General features: G+C 39.8%; 19 protein-coding genes. 10 read left to right on the top strand and 9 right to left on the bottom strand.

The annotated features are described in order from the left end of the window. Nucleotides 1-38 precede the first annotated feature (38 nt). On the bottom strand, nt 39-266 hold the full coding sequence (locus RM368_RS26985) for a hypothetical protein (RefSeq protein ID WP_322696896.1): 228 nt from the start codon (nt 264-266) through the stop codon (nt 39-41). 745 nt (nt 267-1,011) lie between these two features. Here RM368_RS26985 and RM368_RS26980 point away from each other — a divergent pair. Together RM368_RS26980 and RM368_RS26975 are read left to right on the top strand one after the other, a co-directional pair. Further along, the gene (locus RM368_RS26980) at nt 1,012-1,404 is read left to right on the top strand and encodes a hypothetical protein (protein ID WP_322696895.1); all 393 of its coding nucleotides are present in this window, start codon (nt 1,012-1,014) and stop codon (nt 1,402-1,404) included. A gap of 105 nt (nt 1,405-1,509) precedes the next feature. Further along, entirely contained in the window at nt 1,510-3,369 is a 1,860-nt protein-coding gene (locus tag RM368_RS26975) for an AAA family ATPase (RefSeq protein WP_322696894.1), read from the top strand. A gap of 15 nt (nt 3,370-3,384) precedes the next feature. Here the strand turns inward: RM368_RS26975 and RM368_RS26970 are convergent, their stop codons facing one another. Further along, the gene (locus RM368_RS26970; protein ID WP_322696893.1) at nt 3,385-3,909 is read right to left on the bottom strand and encodes a GAF domain-containing protein; all 525 of its coding nucleotides are present in this window, start codon (nt 3,907-3,909) and stop codon (nt 3,385-3,387) included. A gap of 127 nt (nt 3,910-4,036) precedes the next feature. Here RM368_RS26970 and RM368_RS26965 point away from each other — a divergent pair, with 127 nt between their 5' ends. Both RM368_RS26965 and RM368_RS26960 read left to right on the top strand, forming a co-directional pair. Further along, on the top strand, nt 4,037-4,579 hold the full coding sequence (locus tag RM368_RS26965; RefSeq protein WP_322696892.1) for a Uma2 family endonuclease: 543 nt from the start codon (nt 4,037-4,039) through the stop codon (nt 4,577-4,579). A 176-nt stretch (nt 4,580-4,755) separates the two neighbouring features. Then, on the top strand, nt 4,756-5,499 hold the full coding sequence (locus RM368_RS26960) for a DUF561 domain-containing protein (RefSeq protein ID WP_322696891.1): 744 nt from the start codon (nt 4,756-4,758) through the stop codon (nt 5,497-5,499). 119 nt (nt 5,500-5,618) lie between these two features. On the opposite strand, the gene RM368_RS26955 is transcribed toward RM368_RS26960, so the two are convergent. Further along, the gene (locus tag RM368_RS26955) at nt 5,619-6,767 is read right to left on the bottom strand and encodes a DegT/DnrJ/EryC1/StrS family aminotransferase (RefSeq protein ID WP_322696890.1); all 1,149 of its coding nucleotides are present in this window, start codon (nt 6,765-6,767) and stop codon (nt 5,619-5,621) included. A gap of 427 nt (nt 6,768-7,194) precedes the next feature. Here RM368_RS26955 and RM368_RS26950 point away from each other — a divergent pair, with 427 nt between their 5' ends. Then, on the top strand, nt 7,195-7,971 hold the full coding sequence (locus tag RM368_RS26950; RefSeq protein ID WP_322696889.1) for an ABC transporter permease: 777 nt from the start codon (nt 7,195-7,197) through the stop codon (nt 7,969-7,971). Nucleotides 7,972-8,456: 485 nt separating this feature from the next. Beyond that, nucleotides 8,457-8,675: a hypothetical protein gene (locus tag RM368_RS26945; RefSeq protein ID WP_094350008.1), complete on the top strand. Its 219-nt coding sequence runs from the start codon at nt 8,457-8,459 to the stop codon at nt 8,673-8,675. Nucleotides 8,676-9,157: 482 nt separating this feature from the next. Here RM368_RS26945 and ftsH3 read toward each other — a convergent pair whose 3' ends face one another. The 4 genes from ftsH3 to RM368_RS26925 all read right to left on the bottom strand — a co-directional run bounded on the left by ftsH3 (nt 9,158) and on the right by RM368_RS26925 (nt 13,227). After that, the gene (gene ftsH3, locus RM368_RS26940) at nt 9,158-10,999 is read right to left on the bottom strand and encodes an ATP-dependent zinc metalloprotease FtsH3 (RefSeq protein ID WP_322696888.1); all 1,842 of its coding nucleotides are present in this window, start codon (nt 10,997-10,999) and stop codon (nt 9,158-9,160) included. 113 nt (nt 11,000-11,112) lie between these two features. Then, entirely contained in the window at nt 11,113-11,907 is a 795-nt protein-coding gene (locus RM368_RS26935; protein ID WP_322696887.1) for an aminotransferase class IV, read from the bottom strand. A gap of 17 nt (nt 11,908-11,924) precedes the next feature. Then, entirely contained in the window at nt 11,925-12,344 is a 420-nt protein-coding gene (locus RM368_RS26930) for a GNAT family N-acetyltransferase (protein WP_322696886.1), read from the bottom strand. A gap of 97 nt (nt 12,345-12,441) precedes the next feature. Beyond that, nucleotides 12,442-13,227 carry a hypothetical protein gene (locus tag RM368_RS26925; RefSeq protein ID WP_322696885.1) on the bottom strand — a complete coding sequence of 262 codons (786 nt, stop codon included), beginning with the start codon at nt 13,225-13,227 and terminating at the stop codon, nt 12,442-12,444. A 525-nt stretch (nt 13,228-13,752) separates the two neighbouring features. Here RM368_RS26925 and RM368_RS26920 point away from each other — a divergent pair. From RM368_RS26920 to RM368_RS26910, 3 genes are all read left to right on the top strand, one after another. Then, on the top strand, nt 13,753-14,262 hold the full coding sequence (locus RM368_RS26920) for a hypothetical protein (protein ID WP_322696884.1): 510 nt from the start codon (nt 13,753-13,755) through the stop codon (nt 14,260-14,262). Nucleotides 14,263-14,368: 106 nt separating this feature from the next. After that, the gene (locus RM368_RS26915; protein WP_322696883.1) at nt 14,369-15,199 is read left to right on the top strand and encodes a hypothetical protein; all 831 of its coding nucleotides are present in this window, start codon (nt 14,369-14,371) and stop codon (nt 15,197-15,199) included. Further along, the gene (locus RM368_RS26910; RefSeq protein WP_322696882.1) at nt 15,196-16,167 is read left to right on the top strand and encodes a hypothetical protein; all 972 of its coding nucleotides are present in this window, start codon (nt 15,196-15,198) and stop codon (nt 16,165-16,167) included. The genes RM368_RS26915 and RM368_RS26910 overlap by 4 nt, the downstream gene beginning before the upstream one ends. A 586-nt stretch (nt 16,168-16,753) precedes the next feature. Here the strand turns inward: RM368_RS26910 and RM368_RS26905 are convergent. Continuing rightward, nucleotides 16,754-17,971 carry an acetate kinase gene (locus RM368_RS26905; RefSeq protein WP_322696881.1) on the bottom strand — a complete coding sequence of 406 codons (1,218 nt, stop codon included), beginning with the start codon at nt 17,969-17,971 and terminating at the stop codon, nt 16,754-16,756. A 348-nt stretch (nt 17,972-18,319) separates the two neighbouring features. Then, nucleotides 18,320-18,820 (bottom strand): hypothetical protein, encoded by a 501-nt coding sequence (locus tag RM368_RS26900; protein WP_322696880.1) that lies wholly within the window; start codon nt 18,818-18,820, stop codon nt 18,320-18,322. Between the two features lie 234 nt (nt 18,821-19,054). Here RM368_RS26900 and RM368_RS26895 point away from each other — a divergent pair, with 234 nt between their 5' ends. Then, nucleotides 19,055-19,930, top strand: a complete 876-nt coding sequence (locus tag RM368_RS26895; protein ID WP_322696918.1) for a M48 family metallopeptidase — start codon at nt 19,055-19,057, stop codon at nt 19,928-19,930. Nucleotides 19,931-20,169: the final 239 nt, after the last annotated feature.

The following is a 20,169-nucleotide window of genomic DNA, read 5'->3' as shown; positions in this document are numbered from 1 at the left end:
AATAACTTTTAACTCCTAACTCCTAACTCCCCTAATTTTTAACGCAGGGATTCAAAAATGACTGCTATTGTCATTAAACACAACAGGATAATTCCCAGTGGAAGCAAAAACTGTTGTAAAAGGTACAGCAGTATGGGTATGATTTGTAAGATACCCAAACCGCTGGATAAAACGTAAGCGATCGCAATGCCAAATAGTACCAACAAAAAATATTTCAAGGATTTAGAGGCAAAACGAAATAAAAGCGTATCCTGATTTGTGTCCATGTTTTTACTCACGAAATTAGCTAAATTTTTGGCAGTGAATATTTTTTGTGATTTTCCCAAACCTCTGAATAAATGAGGCTATGAAGAATCAACAGTATTAGTTTTACAATTGGATAATTGCGTTGTTAGATGAATTATTCAAAGACTGTTGTTGTCTTTGTGCATTGTTTTGCTTTTCATAATTAACTAGTAGTTGAAATGCGATAAACAAGCTCAATAACAACAGCAATAACGAGCCAAAACCAGAAGAATACTGATTTATTTCTCTCTCAACCCCACATTTGAGGCAGACATATCTATTGGGATTACGCGTATCTTGCGCAAAAGGGCACTGATTCTGATTGCAATCATGATGACAATCTTTGTCTAACATCATTGAACCTCCTGTAGGGTAAAGACTTACATACTTAGTTGTAAATACGCTCTACAGAATCTAGTTAGTTAATACCCACCGCCTGTTTAGTAGACACCACTTTCATGAGTAATTAATATGGGACAATAACATTTGTGATTTACTAAGCTTGCAGTAGTAGCGCTCTCTAAATCTCTCCTCAACCACCTTTTCTTGGCGCTTAACTTAACTTCGCCTGTATTAATTACAAGAGTAATACAGCCGAAAATGCTTTGCAGTCGGATAAAGTAAGTTTCCTACCGAGTAGGAAAAAGTATTTTGTACTATGGAAGGTAGGAATAAGTAGTAAAAATATAGTTATAATAAACTGCAAATGATACATCAAGTTCGCAGATGGGTGCAGAAGAAGCCTTAGAGTTTGTAGATAACTTGGTTTTTCTCAAGACGGGAGAACACTTAGATAAAACTCAAAGGATTATCTTGCGGCATTTGTGGGAGGATGAAAAGCGGACTTACCAGGATATTGCCAGCAGGCGTGGTTATACAGAAGCGCATTTAAAATCAGTTGGTGCAGAACTTTGGCATTTACTGTCAAAAGTGCTAGGAGTGAAAGTCTCTAAATCAACCTTCCAAGGGATAGTTCAGGGATTTAGAACAAGCCAACAGTCGCAAAAAATCTTCCATATTGCCAATTTAGCGACTAATAGCACTAGACCCCAAGATTTAGATTCTAACTTTGTAGGGCGCGATCGCCAAATAGCCGAACTCCACACCCTCGTTAGTTGAGGAGCAAAAGTTATCCTCATCCAGGGTGAAGGTGGTGTTGGCAAAACCACCTTAGCACGCAAATATTTTAAAAGTCAAAAATTTAATTTTGTCCTGGAACTGTGGATGGCTACAGAAATCCAAAACCTCACGCCAGTGGAAAGTGTGGTTGAAGAATGGCTACGGCGATACTTTAACGAAGAACCAGGAGGTGACTTTGGTATCAGCTTAGAACGACTACGGCGCAAACTCCGAGAGCAAGCTTCTCAAATTGGGGTATTTATCGATAATCTAGAAACTGCTCTCGATAAAAATGGCAAGTTTTTAGAATATCGTCGCCCTTATGTTGAATTATTGAGAGTATTAGCAGATTCAGATGTGCATTCAGTTACTTTAGTAACAAGTCGTGAGCGTTTGCGGGAGTCTAGTGTAGAAGTTCATCTCTATCCACTCGAAGGTTTAGATGATGAAGCATGGCGACAGTTTTTCAGCCGTCACCATATCAATTATGATTCTAGTATTCTCAGTGAAATGTGTAGAGCTTATGGAGGTAATGCCAAAGCAATGCAAATTCTCCGAGGAGCAATATTGACAGATTTTTCTGGTGATATACACGCCTATTGGCAGGAAAATTGTACATATTTATTAATAGAAAGAGAGTTAAAAGATTTAGTTGCCAGTCAATTTACGCGACTCCAAACGAATGATTTAGAAGCCTATTGCCTGTTGTGTCGCTTAGGATGCTATCGTTATCAAGATATTACTTCAGTGCCTATTGAAGGAGTTTTATCTTTGCTTTGGGATGTACCAGAACAACAACGTAGACGGGTAATTAAAGCTCTGCAAGATTTGTCTTTAATAGAAGCAAAAAAAGGACAATATTGGCTGCATCCGGTAATTCGTGATGAAGCAATTAGCCGATTAAGGTTAGTCAGTGAAGAATGGGAATTAGTAAACCGAAAAGCCGCAGAATTTTGGACGCGAAGAGTTGCAGACATCAAAAATATTACAGATGCTTTGACTGCTTTAGAAGCTTATTATCACTATGTAGAAATTAATGATTTTGAGCAAGCTGGTGATGTAATTTTACAAGGACGAGGTAAACAGTGGAGTATAGGTTTGCCTTTGGGTTGCTCATTTTACCAACTGGGACTGCTCCAGAAAAACTTCTCTGTCATTAAACGGATAATAGACGATATAAAATCGCAAGAAAGATTAATTAGACTTTACAATATCCTTGGCTATACATATCGAATTATCGGTTGCATTAGAGAAGCTATAGAATGCTATGAGAAATCAGAAGAAGTATTAGACAAATTAGATGTCAAGCAAACAAAAATATCTATTTTGTTCAATACAGGGCTTTGTAAACTAGAACTATGGGAAATAAAAGCAGCCGAAGATTGTTTTAATTCTGTTTGTAGCCTTGCTGAAGCAAATAGCAATATTGATGATTACATGGCTTATGCTCAATGTTGTTTAGCTTTGGTAAAATCACGTTTTGGTAGCAGAAAAGATGCCTTTTCCCTTGCTGAAGATGCCTTTTATACTATGTCATTGTCAAGTAGAGTGACTTTATGGGGAATGGGGCATAGTTTAGTAACTCTCTGCTTAACTTATAAAAATTTAGGTAATCTCAAAAAAGCCTTTAAGTTCTGCCAACAAGCTATATTTCATGCTGAAGAAAACAACTTTACCCAGATTAAAGCTAAAGCTATAAGTTGTCTGGCGGAAATTTTTCGAGAACAGAGGGAATTTACTATAGCAATTTTTCATCATTCAAAAGCAATAGAAATTCTTGATAAAATTGGTGCTAAATCAGACTTAGCTGAAGCTTATTATCAATTGGCATTGACTAATAAAAAAATGGGTAAAATTGAGCAAAGTAGGGAAAGTTCTGTCCAAGCGATCGCCCTCTTTAACGAAATGCAAGCACCCAGACAAGTTGAGAAAGTACAAACAGCAATGAAGTATTTTGAAAAATAGTAATAGTATTTGATTTTAACTGACGATTTTCCGGCTAATAGCCTCTCCAATCTCCATCAGTATCTCTTCCTCTTCGACAGTAAATTCGTAGGGAACTGGCTTTGCAATGCCCAAAGTACCATGCAATTGACCATTCAGCATCAGTGGCACTGCCATAGAACCTTTTACCTTCGTTTCTTTTGCTGAGGGTCTAACCACTCCTGATTCGTCGGTTTGCAGGTTGCAAATCTGTACGGGTCGCTTGCGTTGGGCGGCGACACCAGCCATCCCTTTGCCAGTGGGAATTATCGTCATTTTAGGCAAAAGCAATTCTGGAATGCCTTGGTAAGCCTTTAGGTGCAATAACTGGCTGTCTTTATCTAGGGTATGGATGGTAGCTGTAGAGCAATCGAAAGCAGTCAAGATTTCGGTAAGCAGTTGGTTCCAGTCAATGGCAGACCCTTTATCAGTCAAGATAGCAAAAATGGTTTTGGTATCTGAAATCATAGTCACAGGAAATAAAGTTTGATTGTAAACGCGAAAAATAATTAGGAAATTCATTTAGTAAAATCAATGTACCCTTGCTACATTCCGTAAAAAGTCAAGGTAATTCATGGAGCGATCGCACTTGGAGAGGTCTGTTGTCTCCATAATTAATATAGAAACAAGGCGTGTAATTAGAGGTTTTATGTCCCTAACGCTTGAAGACTTGGAAAAAATGCAGCAACAGCATCCCGACTTTCGTATGGAACTAGTCAAGGGTAATATTATTGTTTCGAGTCCATCAGGATACGAATCAGCGGAAGTCGCTGCGGCAATCATTGCCGAGTTACGTAACTGGGTTAGACCGTACAAACTGGGGCGAACAGCAGCTTCTAGCGCCGGTTTCAGATTGCCAAATTCAGATTTACGCGTACCAGACGCTTCATTCGTTTTAGCCGAACGCTTGCGTCGCAGTCCCAAGTCCTTTGCTCAATTGGCTCCCGATTTGACTGTAGAAGTAAAGTCCCCTAGCGATAATTTAGAGGATCTGAGAGCCAAAATTCAAGAATTTCTGAGTTTGGGAACTAAAGTAGGAATTTTGCTCAATCCAGATGAGCGGATTGTTGAAGTTTACAACTTTGGACAAGAGGCAATAATACTTCGTGATGGCGATATTTTAACAGTTCCCGAACTGCTCCCAGGATGGGAAGTACCAATTGCAGATTTGTGGCCTCCAGAGTTTGACTAGGATAGCAATAAAAGACCCTACAGACTTAAATCGCTTTCAGTACAGATGGCAAAATTTTGATTAGTGGCAATAAAGATAAAATTATCAATATTTGGCAACTACTATAGTGATTTAGTCCCTCAGTTGATGAGGGACGGTAGAATATACCTAATTTTCGTAGCTTCAAAAGCCAAACTATGACGATGCATTCCACACTCCAACGTGCATTTACTAACCGCCGCGTTCTCAAAGTGATTAGCGGTTTAAATAACTTCAACGCCGCTAGCGTCGCTGCTACTGTCAAAGCTGCTGAATTAGGCGGTGCAACTTTTGTCGATATTGCTGCCGATCCCGCTTTAGTCCAACTAGCTAAAAGTTTGACAAATTTACCAATTTGTGTTTCAGCAGTAGAGCCAAAGAAATTTGTGCAAGCAGTAGCAGCTGGTGCTGATTTAATTGAAATCGGGAATTTCGATTCCTTTTATGCTCAAGGACGCCGTTTTGAAGCTCCAGAAGTACTAGCGCTGACTCAGCAAACTCGCGCTCTCCTCCCGGAAATCACCTTATCTGTCACCGTTCCCCACATCCTGGAACTAGATCGACAAGTACAGCTAGCAGAAGAACTGGTGAAAGCTGGAGCAGACATTATCCAAACCGAAGGCGGTACTAGCAGTAACCCAGTTCATCCCGGAACTTTAGGATTAATTGAAAAAGCTGCTCCCACCTTGGCAGCAGCTTTTGAGATTTCCCGTGTAGTTTCAGTGCCAGTATTGTGTGCTTCCGGCATTTCTAACGTTACCGCACCATTAGCGATCGCGGCTGGTGCTGCTGGTGTTGGTGTTGGTTCCGCCATCAACCAACTCAATAGCGAAGTCGCCATGATTGCCGCCGTGCGTGGACTAGTAGAAGTCTTAGCGACTGCAAATGCAGTAATTAAGTGAGTTAAGAGTTAGGAGTTAAGAGTGATGAGTTATGAGTTATGAGTTAAGAGTTGAAGGAACTTATTCATTCCTAACTTCAAACTTCTAACTCCTAACTTCAAACTTCTAACTCCTAACTTCTAACTCCTAACTTCTTTCAACGCATAAATCACCTGATCTTGTTGTTGCTGTGTAAGTTCTGGGAACATAGGCAAGGATATGACCTCATGGCAAGCTTGCTCTGCTATTGGTAAGTCCCCAATTTGATAGCCCAGACTTTGATAAACTGGCTGCAAATGTAAAGGATAGGGGTAGTAAATCATTGAACTCACGCCCTGTTCTTGCAATTGACTACGCACCCAATCTCTGTATTTGGCACTGGAACCATTGCGCCCTTCGCCGGATATACGAATAGTGTATTGATTCCATACCCCAATACCCCCAGGTAATTCTTGGGGCGGGACAATCCCCGGAAGTTGACTGAGGAACTGATAGTAATAGTTGGCGATATCTCGGCGGCGATCGTTCCAAATATCTAAATAACGTAGCTTAATCTGCAAAATGGCTGCTTGGAGAGCATCTAAGCGGCTATTTACACCGATTTCTTCGTGTAAATATCGAATTTTACTACCATGATCTCGTAGTATTCGCAGTTTAGTGGCGATCGCTGGATCGTTAGTCGTTATTGCTCCACCATCGCCGCAACCACCAAGATTTTTGGTAGGATAGAAACTAAAGCAACCAATATGTCCAATACTTCCGACTTTTTCACCGGCCCAAATCGCGCCTGTAGACTGAGCGCAATCTTCAATTATGGACAAATTGTGAGACTGAGCGATCGCCATTAATGATGTCATATCCACAGGTTGTCCAAAGAGGTGAACCGGGATAATCGCTTTGGTTTGGGGTGTAATCGCCGCCGCAACTTGCTCTACATCTAAATTAAACGTAGTCGCGTCAATATCAACAAAAACAGGCTTTGCACCGACGGCGCTAATCACTTCAGATGTTGCAATAAAGGTAAAAGGCGTTGTAATCACTTCATCGCCTGCACCAATGTCCAAAACTCGTAACGCTAAGTAGAGCGCATCAGTACCAGAATTACAAGCCACACATTCAGTAACAGTATTATAAGCGGCAAACTGTTGTTCAAAGCCTTCGACTAAGGGGCCGCCAATATAGCGACCAGAAGCCAAAACCTCTAAAACAGCCGCACTTACTTCTGCTTCAATAGTGGTGTATTGCTGCTTGATATCAAAGGCAGGGATGGGATTTACACTTTGGATCATGAGTTCTCATTTTATCGGAAGATACAAAGGATGCACTTCGACAGTCAATTTTTGCTGATTGAATTGTTAATCAAAAAGGAGCTACTAAAAGACTATCGCCCAAGATACGCATCTATTAGGGTTTTTACTTAAATTGTGGTGCAGTAAATCACCGCACATTGAATTTACAGATAGTAGGCACACTAGTACAATACGGTGTAAATAAACCACCTATTCAAAATCAATGAAACGCTTACGCTGTATTAATTTTGAATTTTGAATTTTGAATTTTGAATTCCGCCTTGCGGTACTAGGTGTTTGCCTTGTTAAGGTCGTACCATTTTGAATTGATGAAAGTGATATATATCAACCAAGATCCAACACATCAGGTCAAAGTTCCTCTTGTGTGGGTTGCTTTGAGCAGAAAATACCAGGAGATAGAGAACCCATGCAGGATCTGATCGAGCTGGATTTCGGGGATTTAGCTATTGGTGTGGGATTGATGGCGATCGCCATTGGTTTATCTGCCTGGGAAAAATTAGGATTAGAGTTGAACCTAGCCCTTGCTACTGGGAGAACCATCTTACAACTTCTTGTATTGGGATACATTTTAGATTTCATCTTGGCTTTAGACAATCCTTCGGCAGTTTTGGCGCTATTAGCAATAATGCTGACAATTACGGCGATTGTCGCACGAAATCGCATTACTCCAAAAATTCCTTATCTGTTGCCTTTGGTGTGGGGTGCAATTTTAATTAGTACCGCCGTGACAGTGTTTTACATCAACTTCTTAATCGTTCAACCAGAGAGATGGTACGAACCACAGTATATAATTCCCCTAGCAGGGATAGTTTTAGGTAATGCTACTAATGCAGCTGCGATCGCAGGCGATCGTCTTGTCAGCACCATTAATTCCAGCCATCTCGAAATAGAAACCCATTTAAGCTTAGGTGCAACTCCAGAGCAAGCAGTTAGCCAGTATCGCAAAGACGCCATCAAAGCCGGATTGATTCCTACTCTTAATCAAATGATACTCATAGGGATGGTCGCAATACCAGGAATTACCACCGGACAGTTATTAGCTGGTGTCAAACCTCTAGATGCTGTCTCCTACGAAATTTTGATTATGTTTATGGTTGCTTTTGCTAATTTGTTGACAACAGTTTTAATCACGAAGGGGTTGTGTCGTCAATTTTTTAATTCTGCCGCGCAGTTGGTGAGATGAAGAGTGTTGTACATGGATAGCGGTACGTTGAGCCAGTCCTGAGTAGGGAAAAGGGATTAATTTACTCCAAAATAAGTATTTCATTTCCTTGTAGGGGTGCATAGCTAGCTGTGCGCCCCTACAAGTCTCTACACAATTGAAATATAAAGAGATTTTGGAAACGCATCTATCCTATGAAGTATTTTATGCAAAGCATAAATAAATATTTATATGGTTATTTAAAAATCATGTAATTTCAGTATTCAAATCTGACGCTGTAAAGCTGAGAACTCAACCTATTGCCGTCTATCGGAGGTAACACAACCAAAAGAGGAATGTCATCGTTAGCAGATGTACCTAAAGGTAGGGATGTCAAGTAGGTGAAATATTTATTAATATTATTAATAGATAGTAAATGTAAATTCAGCGTCAGGAATCGGAAAAAATTCCTAATGGCAGGTATTGAGCATCAATCACCAGATTGTTCATCAACGGAACAGAAAATTATGAAAGATCAAAAACGATCGGACTCTAAAGAATTCGTCGGAAATCTCAAGAATGGGATTTGGCTATTTGGCCTGTCATCTTGGGTATTTGGCATTACCGATCGCAGTATTGCTTCATTTGCAGATGGCTATCTATCTGCTTTGGATTTGACGCAACTATTTACGGCGGCTACATTCTTTGTGGCGTGGCTATTTTTGAAACCGACATCCAGAGTGTAAGTTAACCAACTAATTAATATCCAGTCACAGGCGCTAGTCCGATCGAGATTTAGAAAGTTATCTATTTGATGCCATAAGGGGTGTGCGACAGAATGCATAAATTCTTTTGCATTGATCGCAATCAAGGTAATTCGTAAAATCCCCGAGTTACCCTGATTTCGAGCGATCACGGGAGAGAATCAGCATATATACCAAGTTCGCGTAACCACTATGCCGGGATTTGGGCAAGTTCTGCCGACGTTAGTAATTTGATTTTGGTGTATCTAAAAAAATTTTTCTAATTTTCCGGAACTGATTATGCTCGCGTGGTAGTCTTTATCATCAGATGAGCGATTTATACTGAAACTCTATAACGAACCTCCGGGGAATATAACCCCATTACGGATTAAAAGCCCAGTCATGAAGACCGGGCTTTTGCCATTAACTCCTAACTCTTGTAAAGACGCGATTCATCGCGTCTCTACTCCTAACTATTCATTCAATTAGGCAAACGCAGCAGTTGTCACATCGTTATTCGACAGAATTTCTTGCAACTCTTCAGCGTCTACTGTTTCTTTATCAACCAGCATTTGCGCTAGCTGATCTAGAATGTGGCGATTGCTCACTAACACTTCTTTGGCGCGTGTATAGGCTACATCTACAAGTTTGCGGACTTCTTCATCAATAGCAGCAGCGGTTTCTTCAGAAAAATCGCGCTCTGACATGATATCTCGTCCGAGGAACATGTTACCTTGTTGACGACCAAGAGCAACAGGGCCTAAGCGATCGCTCATCCCAAATCGAGTAATCATTTGACGAGCAACCCGTGCTACTTGTTGGAGGTCATTAGAAGCACCAGTGGTAACTTCTTCTTCACCAAAGATTAATTCTTCAGCAAGCCGACCACCCAAAGCCACAGCCATCTGATTTTCTAAATAAGCGCGGCTGTACAAACCTGTGTCCATCCGGTCTTCACTGGGAGTAAACCAAGTTAAACCACCTGCACGACCGCGAGGGATGATGCTAATTTTTTGTACTGGGTCATAGTCTGGCATCAAAGCACCAACTAAAGCGTGACCAGCTTCGTGATATGCTACCAAGGTTTTGCGCTTTTCGCTCATTACTCGGTCTTTCTTCTCTGGCCCAGCTAATACGCGGTCGATCGCGTCGTTGATTTCATCCATTGAAATTTCAGTCAAATTCCGGCGTGCTGCCAAAATTGCGGCTTCATTCAACAGGTTAGATAAATCTGCGCCAGTAAATCCAGGAGTACGACGGGCGATTTTATCCAAATCCACATCTTTCGCCAAGGTTTTGCCACGGGCGTGTACCTTGAGGATTTCGCTGCGTCCGGCGTAGTCGGGACGGTCTACCACAACTTGACGGTCAAAGCGACCAGGACGCAACAGGGCTGCATCTAGAACATCAGGACGGTTGGTAGCGGCAATAATGATAATGCCAGTGTTACCTTCAAAACCATCCATTTCTGTGAGTAACTGGTTGAGGGTTTGTTCTCGCTCATCGTTACCACCACCTAAACCTGCACCCCGTTGACGACCTACAGCGTCAATTTCATCGATGAAGACGATACAAGGAGCATTGGTCTTAGCTTGTTCAAATAAATCGCGGACGCGGGATGCACCCACACCGACGAACATTTCCACAAATTCCGAACCGGAGATTGAGAAGAAGGGTACACCTGCTTCACCAGCTACAGCACGAGCTAGGAGGGTTTTACCTGTACCAGGAGGGCCAACTAACAACACACCTTTAGGAATTTTTGCACCAACAGCGGTAAAGCGATCGGCGTTTTTCAAAAAGTCTACGACTTCGTTTAATTCCAACTTGGCTTGGTCAATACCAGCAACATCGCCAAATGTCACCTGAGTTTGTGGTTCCATTTGCACTCTGGCTTTGGATTTGCCAAAGTTCATCGCTTGGCTACCCGGGCCACTTTGAGCGCGACGTAGTAAGAAGAATAAGCCAACCAAAAGCAATACAGGGAAAAATAAGCTGCTCAGTGCCTTAAACCAAAATCCTTCGTCGGTTTGGGGCAAAACAGAAATATCAACGCCTTTAGAAGTCAGAGTATTAATCAAGTCTGGATCGTTGACTAAAGTAACAATCCGTTTAGCTGGGTCATATTTGGGTGTAACCAGTGCTGTAGAGCGGTCTGCACTCAAACTGACTTTTTCTACTCTGCCTTGCTGAACTTCTTGAATAAAGCGACTGTATCGCCATGTCTCTCTGCTTTGGGGTTGTTTGTCAAAAAATGCTGTTCCCAACGCAATTACAACAATAAACAGCAGTGCGTACAGCCCTGCATTTCTCCATCTTTTATTCACTAAGGTCTATCCTCCGGTATTTTTCGCGCAATCGCCTAGCTTCTCTGCTCAAAAAGGTGATTATTAAGAATTATGTTAACTTATCTTAAGATATAACAAATTTGGCGTGGTTGTCATACTAAAAAAAGCTCCCTTATTAGCTGAAAACTATGATGGTAGGGATTACATTGTAGCGACCCTGAAGGCAGATGAACTGTATGAATGGGAATAATTTCGACCACACTATTAGTGTAGGCGATCGCTTCAAATCTCTGGACTAACTCGACGCTCCAAGTTTCTTCTCGCACTGGCTGTTGGTGGTTTTGCAACCAGTTTACAAGTTGCGCTCGCCCAATTCCCGGCAAAATTCCGGCCTTTATTGGTGGCGTGTACCAACTGCGATCGCACCATCCCCAAAGGTTGCCTGTACTGGTTTCTAGCCAATTTCCTTGAGCATCGACTAATATTGCTTCTTGAGCATCTGAGCTAGTTTTTGCCAACCAAGCACTCAAATAGTTTCCAGTTTTATGAGAGGGGAGAGAGCGAGAAAATTCTGAACTGGCAACAGCGCATGAAATACCATTCTTTTGTTTTTCTGTCAAATCTTGCGGTAATAATCTCCCAGTTATCCATTCTCGTCCATCAGGAAAGAGGGTAATTCTGAGAACGGGGAAGTGTGCCAGAAGAATTTGAGCGCCTTGACGCAGACGGTTCCAATCGGGTTGCTGCCAACCAAAAGATTGTATTGAGAAAAGCAAGCGATCGCAGTGTGCTTGCCAATTACTTAAATTACTATCTAGGGAGTTCTCATAAACCCGTAATGTTGTAAAAACAGTTGCCCCATAAAGTAAACCCGGATCGTTAATGTTTAATTCTAAGGTTTGAGAGTGAATTAATTTGCCGTCATACCAAAAAATATTATTTGTCACAACCAAATTGCTTGTTGCTACAACTCCATTGAAAAGTGATGACTTGTAATATTCATACGCTGCATGAGATAAAATCTGTGGGCTGCAAATCGTTGAACCCCAGAATCTAGACTCAGGTGTTTACACTCATGATTTCTGGCATATTCAATTAGCCACTTAAATAACTGTTGACCATAGCTATGCGAGCGTTTCAACTCATCAACAACTAAATCATCAATGTATAAAAATTTTCCCAATGCTAAACAATTAGAAATGCGAAATCCAGCGATCGCTACAGCTTGCTTTTCTACCTCTAAGAATGCAAGTTGATATCCTTCTTTCATTTGATATCGAACTTGTTCTACAAACTTAGTCTCCTCAAGGTGAGGGCGCAACTGAGAAATAACAGGAAAACACCCTAATATTTGAAAGTCAGATTCTGCCAATTGTATTGACATCAGTATTACCCTACTCAATCCTACATTAGAGATTTGTAACTTATTCTACAAATAGAATTCATTACTACACTTTCACCAACTTCTTATGAATAATAATTTAATCTTTGGGTGGAAATATAATTTTATTCGTACCTTCAGGAGTTGTAACTATTTTTCCTCCCAAAGCTTTGATTTCTCTAATTGCGCGTTTCTGAGTTCTTTCATCAGCATGATTATTTAAAACCATTGCCCATGTAGAAATTTGAGCATATTTACTGTTAGGATTTCGACTCAGAAATTCCGCAGTCCTTTGGGAAGTATTAGCTATAAGCTGACTCTCTGGATCTGAAAATTTACTTGCCCAGTTTGCCGCCGTTGCAAAAGACTGTTGAGCAGCTTTTGCGTTGCCTAAAAATAATAACTCATCAACTCCTTTATAACGCCATATATAATAAGACTTTTTGGGAACTGAGGGAGATATTGATTTTAAGCCTTTCTCTGATATTGCGATCGCACGTTCTGGCATACCAGCATATAATGAAGTACTGATCGAAAGACTGTGATAGGCTGCTAAAAATCGCGGGTCACGTTCTAGAATAACTTCAAAATATTCTGGACTTAAACTGTAACCTGTTTTATCCCGAATTTCATCATCTCCAAAATATTGGAGAAAATTGAGATATACCAAATCTGCAATGAAGTTATCGTAACCAAAGCTAGACGTTTTTTTGAGAAAATTCAGACGAATATTTTCAGATTTTATTTCTTTTTTTAAACTTTCTAAAGAGGCAGATTGTTTTCTATTTATTAGTTTTTGCAATTGGGGGAATTGAATCAAGCCAACTCCTAAAATACACATAGAAATTACAAAAGGTGTAGCAAAAGCTTGACGAGATAACAACATATTTTCCTTGGCTTTGCGATCGCAGTCATATCATTGTATACATAGTAGTATAAGAAAAGTCAGGCCTATTTGTGCGTCTAAGCTTTGCTAGGTAAGATAAAAAAGTTGATTCAAATAAACTAATTTTATTACTTAGTGATTTTTGATGCTTCAATTTTATCTTTAATCTGATATATACTTGATTTTAGTTTGTATCAAATTATATTTATTTATACTGATTTGAACGAAACGCCCAAAAGCTAATTAAATAATTATTTCAGAATCACGCTATATAGGACAATGGGGAAACCCTGCGGTAGTGCTGGATTCACTGCAACGCAGTTCTTCCAAAATCTAAAATGGTATTATTCTTTTTCTAAGATAAATTTGGCTCTAGGAAATCATAATTTTTTTAGTAAAAATTTCTTAAATATTAAGTTGTTTTGACTTTAATTACTTTTTTGTAGTAAAAGCTTGAAAACATTTTGCATCACCTATAGTTGTATCTTGTTTATATTTAAATCTGTCTGTAACCTCTAAAACATCATGGTGAATAATACTTTTAATGAAAACGCAGAAACTAATGGTCAAGCCATAGAAAATTGGGAGAGTAATAGTAAATATAGCAACCCAAGTAGTGAATTTAAAATCAAAGTTAAGAAGCTGAATAGTAAGGGAGAAGGATTTAATATTGATGAAATTATTGATGCTATTCAAACAGCAATAATTGAAGTTATCGAGCTAGAAATTACCACTTGGGTTCCAGAATCATCTACTCATTTAGAAGAACTACAAGGGCAGCAAATTCCTCAACCAGGTAATCGAATGCACACTATAATCAATCTAATTGATGGTGATATAACTAATGAAGTTGGTAGTCAATTTGTTGGGAGCGGTCCATATACAGAACTTCGCGAATTTCATCTAACTCAAATTAAAGAAAGTCGGGAGATTATGCAAAAAAATATAGAAAGTTTGCAAAAGTTATATGGATTTTTTATAGAAATTATGAAATCTCGTAAAACTTCACAACAATCGCTATCTCGTCCCCAGTAATTATTGATATTAATTAATAGCTAGTAAACCTAAAATATCTATAGAATAGGAATTTATCCAAACCTGTAGGTTAATTTGCTTTAAATAAATCAAGAAAATTATGACTATGGCTAACAAAATTCAAGAACAAGCCAAAGATTTGCTAGAGAAAGTAGTCTCATCTGTACATGAATTAGTTGATGATATTACAGCTCTAGAAATAAATACAATGGTTGTGGAGCAAATTACTGGCGCAAAGTTTAATGCTTGGCAAGCGTATGAAGAGATTTATTCCATAAATGATAAAGACTACTTTGATAGCAAAGGAATTCCAAATCCAGACGATTTACCAGAACCAGAAAAAACTCAAGCTCAAGAGCTACGCAAGCGTTATACAAGTCTATTTTCGCAACTTGAAAGAGAATATTTTTACATTCTCCTTGAACAAAGTACAGAGACTAGTGAGCCAGACTCCAGAATAATCCAATATCAGGAGCGTCTTAAATATCAGGTAGAACATAAAGCAAATATTGTTCCAACTGATGAAGTATACATAAAGTTAGCTCGACCGATATTGCCTGCTCCAACTCCTGTTACAGATGGAGAAGAAAATAATCTAAAAAGTTTGCAGCACAGGTGGCAAGAGATTGAAAAACTTTTGAATAATGATAAATTTATTCGGACACTGCGGAAAATGTCTGAACTTAAAGCTGCACTTAATAGTGATAATATTAACAGCGTAGATATTGATGTTATTTATGCTCAAACTGTTATGCAGTTAGATGGAGATATTATTAGTCGTTATCATAAAAAGCTATTTCAATTACCTGAAGGGGATAGAGATTTAATTCTGAAAATACATAATGAAGGGGTAGTTGCTGGAGAGAAACAGTGGCGTGGAACACTAGATTTTCTGATTGGTATTGTACAAAATATCGCAAAATTATCCCGACAATGAACGCCGAACAAACACACACAGATAATGAAGTTGATGTTCAACTCTCTTTCTTTGTACAAATACCTCAAAGCACTCCTATTGAACTTAAAATTAAGGTTGAACCAGGACAGTATACTTTTTATCTAAATAAAACCATTTTAAAACAAATTGAGGAAGCACGAGAAATAGGCTGCTCTTTATACATTCCACCAAAATTACTAGCTTATCTTTGGTACTACAATTGTTTTAACGATAAGATTTGCTTTAGTACTAACACTAGGCTATACACTAAATTAGTAGTTACTAAAAACAACTTGAAAATATTTGACAATACTTTTATCGGAAATTTCATCAAACTCTTCTGGAGTAAATCATTACAAAAAAAATTGAGATTACAGTATGGACTAACTTTTAATTCTTATTATAGAGAAGATACATCAGCTTTATATTTTTGGAAAGAACAAGATATTATTTTACAAAGCAATATTTTATTTTATGGCGACATAATTCACAAAATTAGGAGTGATTTTATCCAAAATCCTCAGTGTTTAAATATTGTTGATGTGCATTATTGGCTTATTGAACAAATACTAAGCTGTCTTCGGAGTAAATTAAATCTGCTAGTTTGGGAGATAGCTTCTCTCTTTCCTGCTGGTTTTCTAGTTTACAATCTCCATCCAGCAAATTGGATGCTAGTAATATTTGCTTGGTTAGGGTTAACTATATTATTTGCTACTACTCGCTATATAGTTGTTAATCAATTTCAATGTCGTACTTCCATAAACTCTAAATTTATAAATAGGTTGATATGGACGCTGATTTGTTTCATCCCTAGTGTTGTTGCTAGTACTAGCTTTAGTAACCTTACTGCCTTATTCTTACCGCTTTTTTCACTGATTGCCCCAAAACTTGTAGAGTACATTTTAAGCTTTACATGGGGGCGAGTCGTTAAATTGATTATGCGTCCCTTATTAAGAAATTTAAATTAAATAAAATCCTTTTAACTCTCTTGTTTTCACTATCGCTAGAGTAAAATCCAAAATCCTTACTCAGAATTGAGCTTTGAATATTCTCTCCCGAAAGTGATTAAAAAGTGTGAAGCTGAACATTTGGCTTGTAACCTTGCCTTGTCAAAGATGACAATGCTTCCTGTTATTAAATTTAGTATGTCTAATTTATTGATGAAAATATAATTTGTATTTTTGATTACAATTTAACCAACTTTTATAGTCATCACAGCAAGACTCTTATCATGGATTTTAGCTAAAGTCAAACTATTAGAAGGACAATCTGACGTTGACGCAACAATTAGGGAGTTACAATTACTTAATAGAGAATTAGATGCTATTGACCAAGAATTAGATACTTTTGTAGCGCGGCTTGCTATTACAGATTCTTAAGAGTTTCCTTTCAAAGAAAGTTATAGTAGAATTCAGAATTGGCTACGTCCCGGTGCGCTACAAGAATTAAAATAATCTCTCTGTCTAGCTTTAAGACCTAAATACTGTATTTGACTAACTTGAAATCTGCTGCAATTTAGCCAACTTGTAAAATGGGTTGGCTTTTTGATGATTTTTACTTTGTTAATATTTGCCAACAATGCCCGGCGATCGCCCAATCTTCTTGAGTATGAATAACCAATATCCGTACTGCTGAATCGGATGTAGCAATATCCTCATCTACAGGCTGCTGTTGATTTTTCTCAAGGTCTATTTTCAATCCGATAAATCCAAAGGCTTCACAGGCGGCTTGGCGAATTTCTGCGGAGTGTTCGCCTACACCTGCTGTGAATACTAAAGCATCTAATCCTCCCAAACTAGCAAGCATTGCACCGATACCAGAACGCAAGCGATGCACGTAGATATCCCACGCCAGTTGAGCGCGAGAATTATCTTGAGACATTGCTTCTGTGACTTCACGCAGATCGCTAGATACACCGGAAATTCCCTTTAACCCAGAAGCTTTATTTAATAACTCATCCAACTTTTCGATAGAGTAATTGCAGTAGCGCAACAGGTAAATCAAAATTCCTGGATCGACTGAACCAGAACGACTACCCATCATTAATCCGTCTAAGGGTGTGAATCCCATAGTGGTATCAATACTGCAACCGTTTTTTATCGCTGCTAAAGAGCAACCATTCCCCAGATGGCAGATAATTAACCGCTCAGATGCAACATCTCGACCGAGAATTTGGACAGCACGTTGAGAACAGTATTGATGACTGATACCATGAAATCCATAGCGACGAATACCTTGCTCTACCCACTGATAGGGGCCTGGATAAATTGCAGCTGCATCGGGTAAAGTGGCGTGAAATCCGGTATCAAACACTGCTACTTGAGTGACATCTTTGAAGATTTTTTCAATTGCTTCTATACCTTCCAAGGCAACTGGATTATGTTCGGGAGCAAGGTTAGATAGATCGGCGATCGCTTTTTTGACATCCTCCGTAATTACTACACTATCTCGATAATCTTCTCCACCGTGTACGATCCGATGCCCCACCACATCGATTTCTGACAAGCGATCGATTACCTTGGTATCATCACGATCGAGTGTATTGAGCATATAGGTGAGGTGCGCCTGTGGAGAATCACCAGAGATTGATTTTTGCAGCGTTCCACCCGTAGCAGTTTTCACCTCAATTTCTGCCACACCCCGATCTTGAGTCCAGTTGATTTTTCCTTCCCAAAGGGGTTGGGGTGGTTGGGTGGGAAGAGTTTCATCTGCAATTTCGTACAAACAACTCTTTTGGCTGCTCGATCCGGCATTTAGCACCAATATTTTCATAGTGACAACACAAAAAGACGATCTCTTTTGATCGTGTCACTAATTCTAGCTTCATGCTTAGTACAGTTTTGCGTAAAAGCGTAGCCTTAACAATCGAACTCATGTTAACAATACAAGCCGATGTATTAACAAGGCCGCGGCCGCATTCACAATACAAGCCGATGTATTAACAAGGCCGCGGCCGCATTCACAATACAAGCCGATGTATTGGCATTGCACAGTATTGCCTTTCATGAATTCGCTATAAATTAATGAAATTCTGTACTTAGTTTTCTTACGGCACAACAAGACTTTGAAGCTTCTAAATTTCAGAGACTTGGAACTAGGAAACGAAAAGAAGTGGCTTGGTTAGTTATCATTTCGTAGTTTGATTGGGCGGATGTCGCGGATCTTGAGGGTTCTTTTGCCTGCGTTATCGTCGTCATCAATTGTTATCAGGGATTTCACGACCGTATGGTTTGCATTTCCACCAGTCACGGTGACAACAAATGCTGAGTAACTGTTAGTGTTTGTGCTACAACCACTCCGGTCATGGAAGGTTTGATTCCATTCACCAATACGGACACCTTCGCCTCGTGGTTCATCACCACTTTGTTTAATTTCATTGAGGAGAGCTACTTTCAGTTGAGATAGCTTTGATTTTTTATCAGCAAGCATAAGTTTAAGAAACTTCTCGCGATTTACATTGTCAAGATTGCCGCCATTGCTGCATTTATCTTCGTAGTTGGCAAAAGCTGAATTTGGGCTAGTCATCACCAGTGCTGGGATGTTGGCAGACTCAGAGGCGTGTCCACTTGTTGCCGCTAGTGCGAGAACACATAAAGTTAAAGTACAAAAATCAAAGCGCATTCAATTCTCCAAGCCTGAATTAGTGTGTCCAATCAAGATTAACTGCAACGGACACTAAAGGAGAGGGTTTGCTCGGTAGGCGTATGCAGCAAAGGGGTGACATGAGCAGTGATACCAAAGGTTACGAGTATGCAAGAAAGGAAACCTTCAACTGAAATCGTTATACTAACTGTGGGAGGCTGTTTATCTATCCAGCCAGATTCCATAGTTGTGTTTTTTATAGCTTGTTGCACTATGTCTTTCTTCAAAACCCCGCTGATTGGTTTAAAAGCTGACTCATTTCGTCATCCATTAGACCTGGAAGCTACCAGAGCGCTCAAGCAGATACCAGGCATAGATATGTTGGTGCGAAATTGGCTCGGGCCAATGGCAGAGCAGGTTTTTTATGTGGAAAATATTGCCTCTAGCATTTTGGTGGGTGAAAAGCAACTACCCGATTTATACAAGCTATTGTTAGATGCCTGTAAAATCCTGGATATCGATCCTCCCCAGTTGTACGTCCGGCAACATCCGGCTCCTAACGCCTATACTTTTGCCGTGCGGGGTAAGCAGCCTTTTGTGGTGATACACACTTCCCTGATTGATATCCTGACACCAGAGGAAATACAAGCAGTAATCGCCCACGAGTTAGGGCATCTCAAGTGTGACCATAGCGTTTACTTGACACCTGTAAATTTATTAATATTAGCTGCGGCGATTGTGCCCAATGTTGGAACCTTCGTGGCTCAAGCTATACAGGCGCAACTTTTGGAATGGGTACGTTGTGCTGAGTTTACCTGCGATCGCGCCGCATTACTAGCAACTCAAGACCCGAAAGTGGTCATGTCCGTGTTGATGAAGTTGGCTGGTGGTTCTCCCACCTTAGCGCCCCAACTGAATCTCGATGCCTTTGTTGCCCAAGCCCGCGCTTACGATGACATCAGCAAGACAGAACTGGGTGAAATGGTCAAAGCTGCCCGTACAGCCCAATTAACCCATCCAGTGCCAGTACTGCGGGCGCGAGAAATTGACCGTTGGGCAAGCAGCACCGAATATCAAACTCTGTTGCACAGTCACGGGCTGAAATCTAATAATGAAGTTGCACCCAAAGGTGGATGGCGCAATTGGTAGAGCTTTTATTTACAACGGCTTTCTTGCTATATACCCCTCTTCTGTCAGTCTCCGAAAATTTTTATTATTTCTGAATTCTAGAGCTTTTTAGGACTTACGCAAAAATCGCTCAAAAGCTTAATTTGTCGAACCGCCAAGACGCCAAGAACGCCAAGAATTCGTAGAGTGTGCGTAAGTCCCAACATAGTATAGGACTAGTATTTGATTTCTGAAAAAACTCCGTACATCTGGAGAGATAG

Origin of the sequence: Nostoc sp. DedSLP03 (assembly GCF_034530815.1) — a bacterium.
Lineage (GTDB): Bacteria > Cyanobacteriota > Cyanobacteriia > Cyanobacteriales > Nostocaceae > Nostoc.
Note: the sequence above shows the minus strand (reverse complement) of the source record. Positions and strands in the feature narration are given on the sequence as shown.

What these genes read in the sequence shown, in the direction of transcription:
- RM368_RS26985 (WP_322696896.1), bottom strand. Translation starts at nt 266, where the DNA reads ATGGACACAAATCAGGATACGCTTTTATTTCGTTTTGCCTCTAAATCC.
- RM368_RS26980 (WP_322696895.1), top strand. Translation starts at nt 1,012, where the DNA reads ATGGGTGCAGAAGAAGCCTTAGAGTTTGTAGATAACTTGGTTTTTCTC.
- RM368_RS26975 (WP_322696894.1), top strand. Translation starts at nt 1,510, where the DNA reads ATGGCTACAGAAATCCAAAACCTCACGCCAGTGGAAAGTGTGGTTGAA.
- RM368_RS26970 (WP_322696893.1), bottom strand. Translation starts at nt 3,909, where the DNA reads ATGAATTTCCTAATTATTTTTCGCGTTTACAATCAAACTTTATTTCCT.
- RM368_RS26965 (WP_322696892.1), top strand. Translation starts at nt 4,037, where the DNA reads ATGTCCCTAACGCTTGAAGACTTGGAAAAAATGCAGCAACAGCATCCC.
- RM368_RS26960 (WP_322696891.1), top strand. Translation starts at nt 4,756, where the DNA reads ATGACGATGCATTCCACACTCCAACGTGCATTTACTAACCGCCGCGTT.
- RM368_RS26955 (WP_322696890.1), bottom strand. Translation starts at nt 6,767, where the DNA reads ATGATCCAAAGTGTAAATCCCATCCCTGCCTTTGATATCAAGCAGCAA.
- RM368_RS26950 (WP_322696889.1), top strand. Translation starts at nt 7,195, where the DNA reads ATGCAGGATCTGATCGAGCTGGATTTCGGGGATTTAGCTATTGGTGTG.
- RM368_RS26945 (WP_094350008.1), top strand. Translation starts at nt 8,457, where the DNA reads ATGAAAGATCAAAAACGATCGGACTCTAAAGAATTCGTCGGAAATCTC.
- RM368_RS26930 (WP_322696886.1), bottom strand. Translation starts at nt 12,344, where the DNA reads ATGTCAATACAATTGGCAGAATCTGACTTTCAAATATTAGGGTGTTTT.
- RM368_RS26925 (WP_322696885.1), bottom strand. Translation starts at nt 13,227, where the DNA reads ATGTTGTTATCTCGTCAAGCTTTTGCTACACCTTTTGTAATTTCTATG.
- RM368_RS26920 (WP_322696884.1), top strand. Translation starts at nt 13,753, where the DNA reads ATGGTGAATAATACTTTTAATGAAAACGCAGAAACTAATGGTCAAGCC.
- RM368_RS26915 (WP_322696883.1), top strand. Translation starts at nt 14,369, where the DNA reads ATGGCTAACAAAATTCAAGAACAAGCCAAAGATTTGCTAGAGAAAGTA.
- RM368_RS26910 (WP_322696882.1), top strand. Translation starts at nt 15,196, where the DNA reads ATGAACGCCGAACAAACACACACAGATAATGAAGTTGATGTTCAACTC.
- RM368_RS26905 (WP_322696881.1), bottom strand. Translation starts at nt 17,971, where the DNA reads ATGAAAATATTGGTGCTAAATGCCGGATCGAGCAGCCAAAAGAGTTGT.
- RM368_RS26900 (WP_322696880.1), bottom strand. Translation starts at nt 18,820, where the DNA reads ATGCGCTTTGATTTTTGTACTTTAACTTTATGTGTTCTCGCACTAGCG.
- RM368_RS26895 (WP_322696918.1), top strand. Translation starts at nt 19,055, where the DNA reads ATGTCTTTCTTCAAAACCCCGCTGATTGGTTTAAAAGCTGACTCATTT.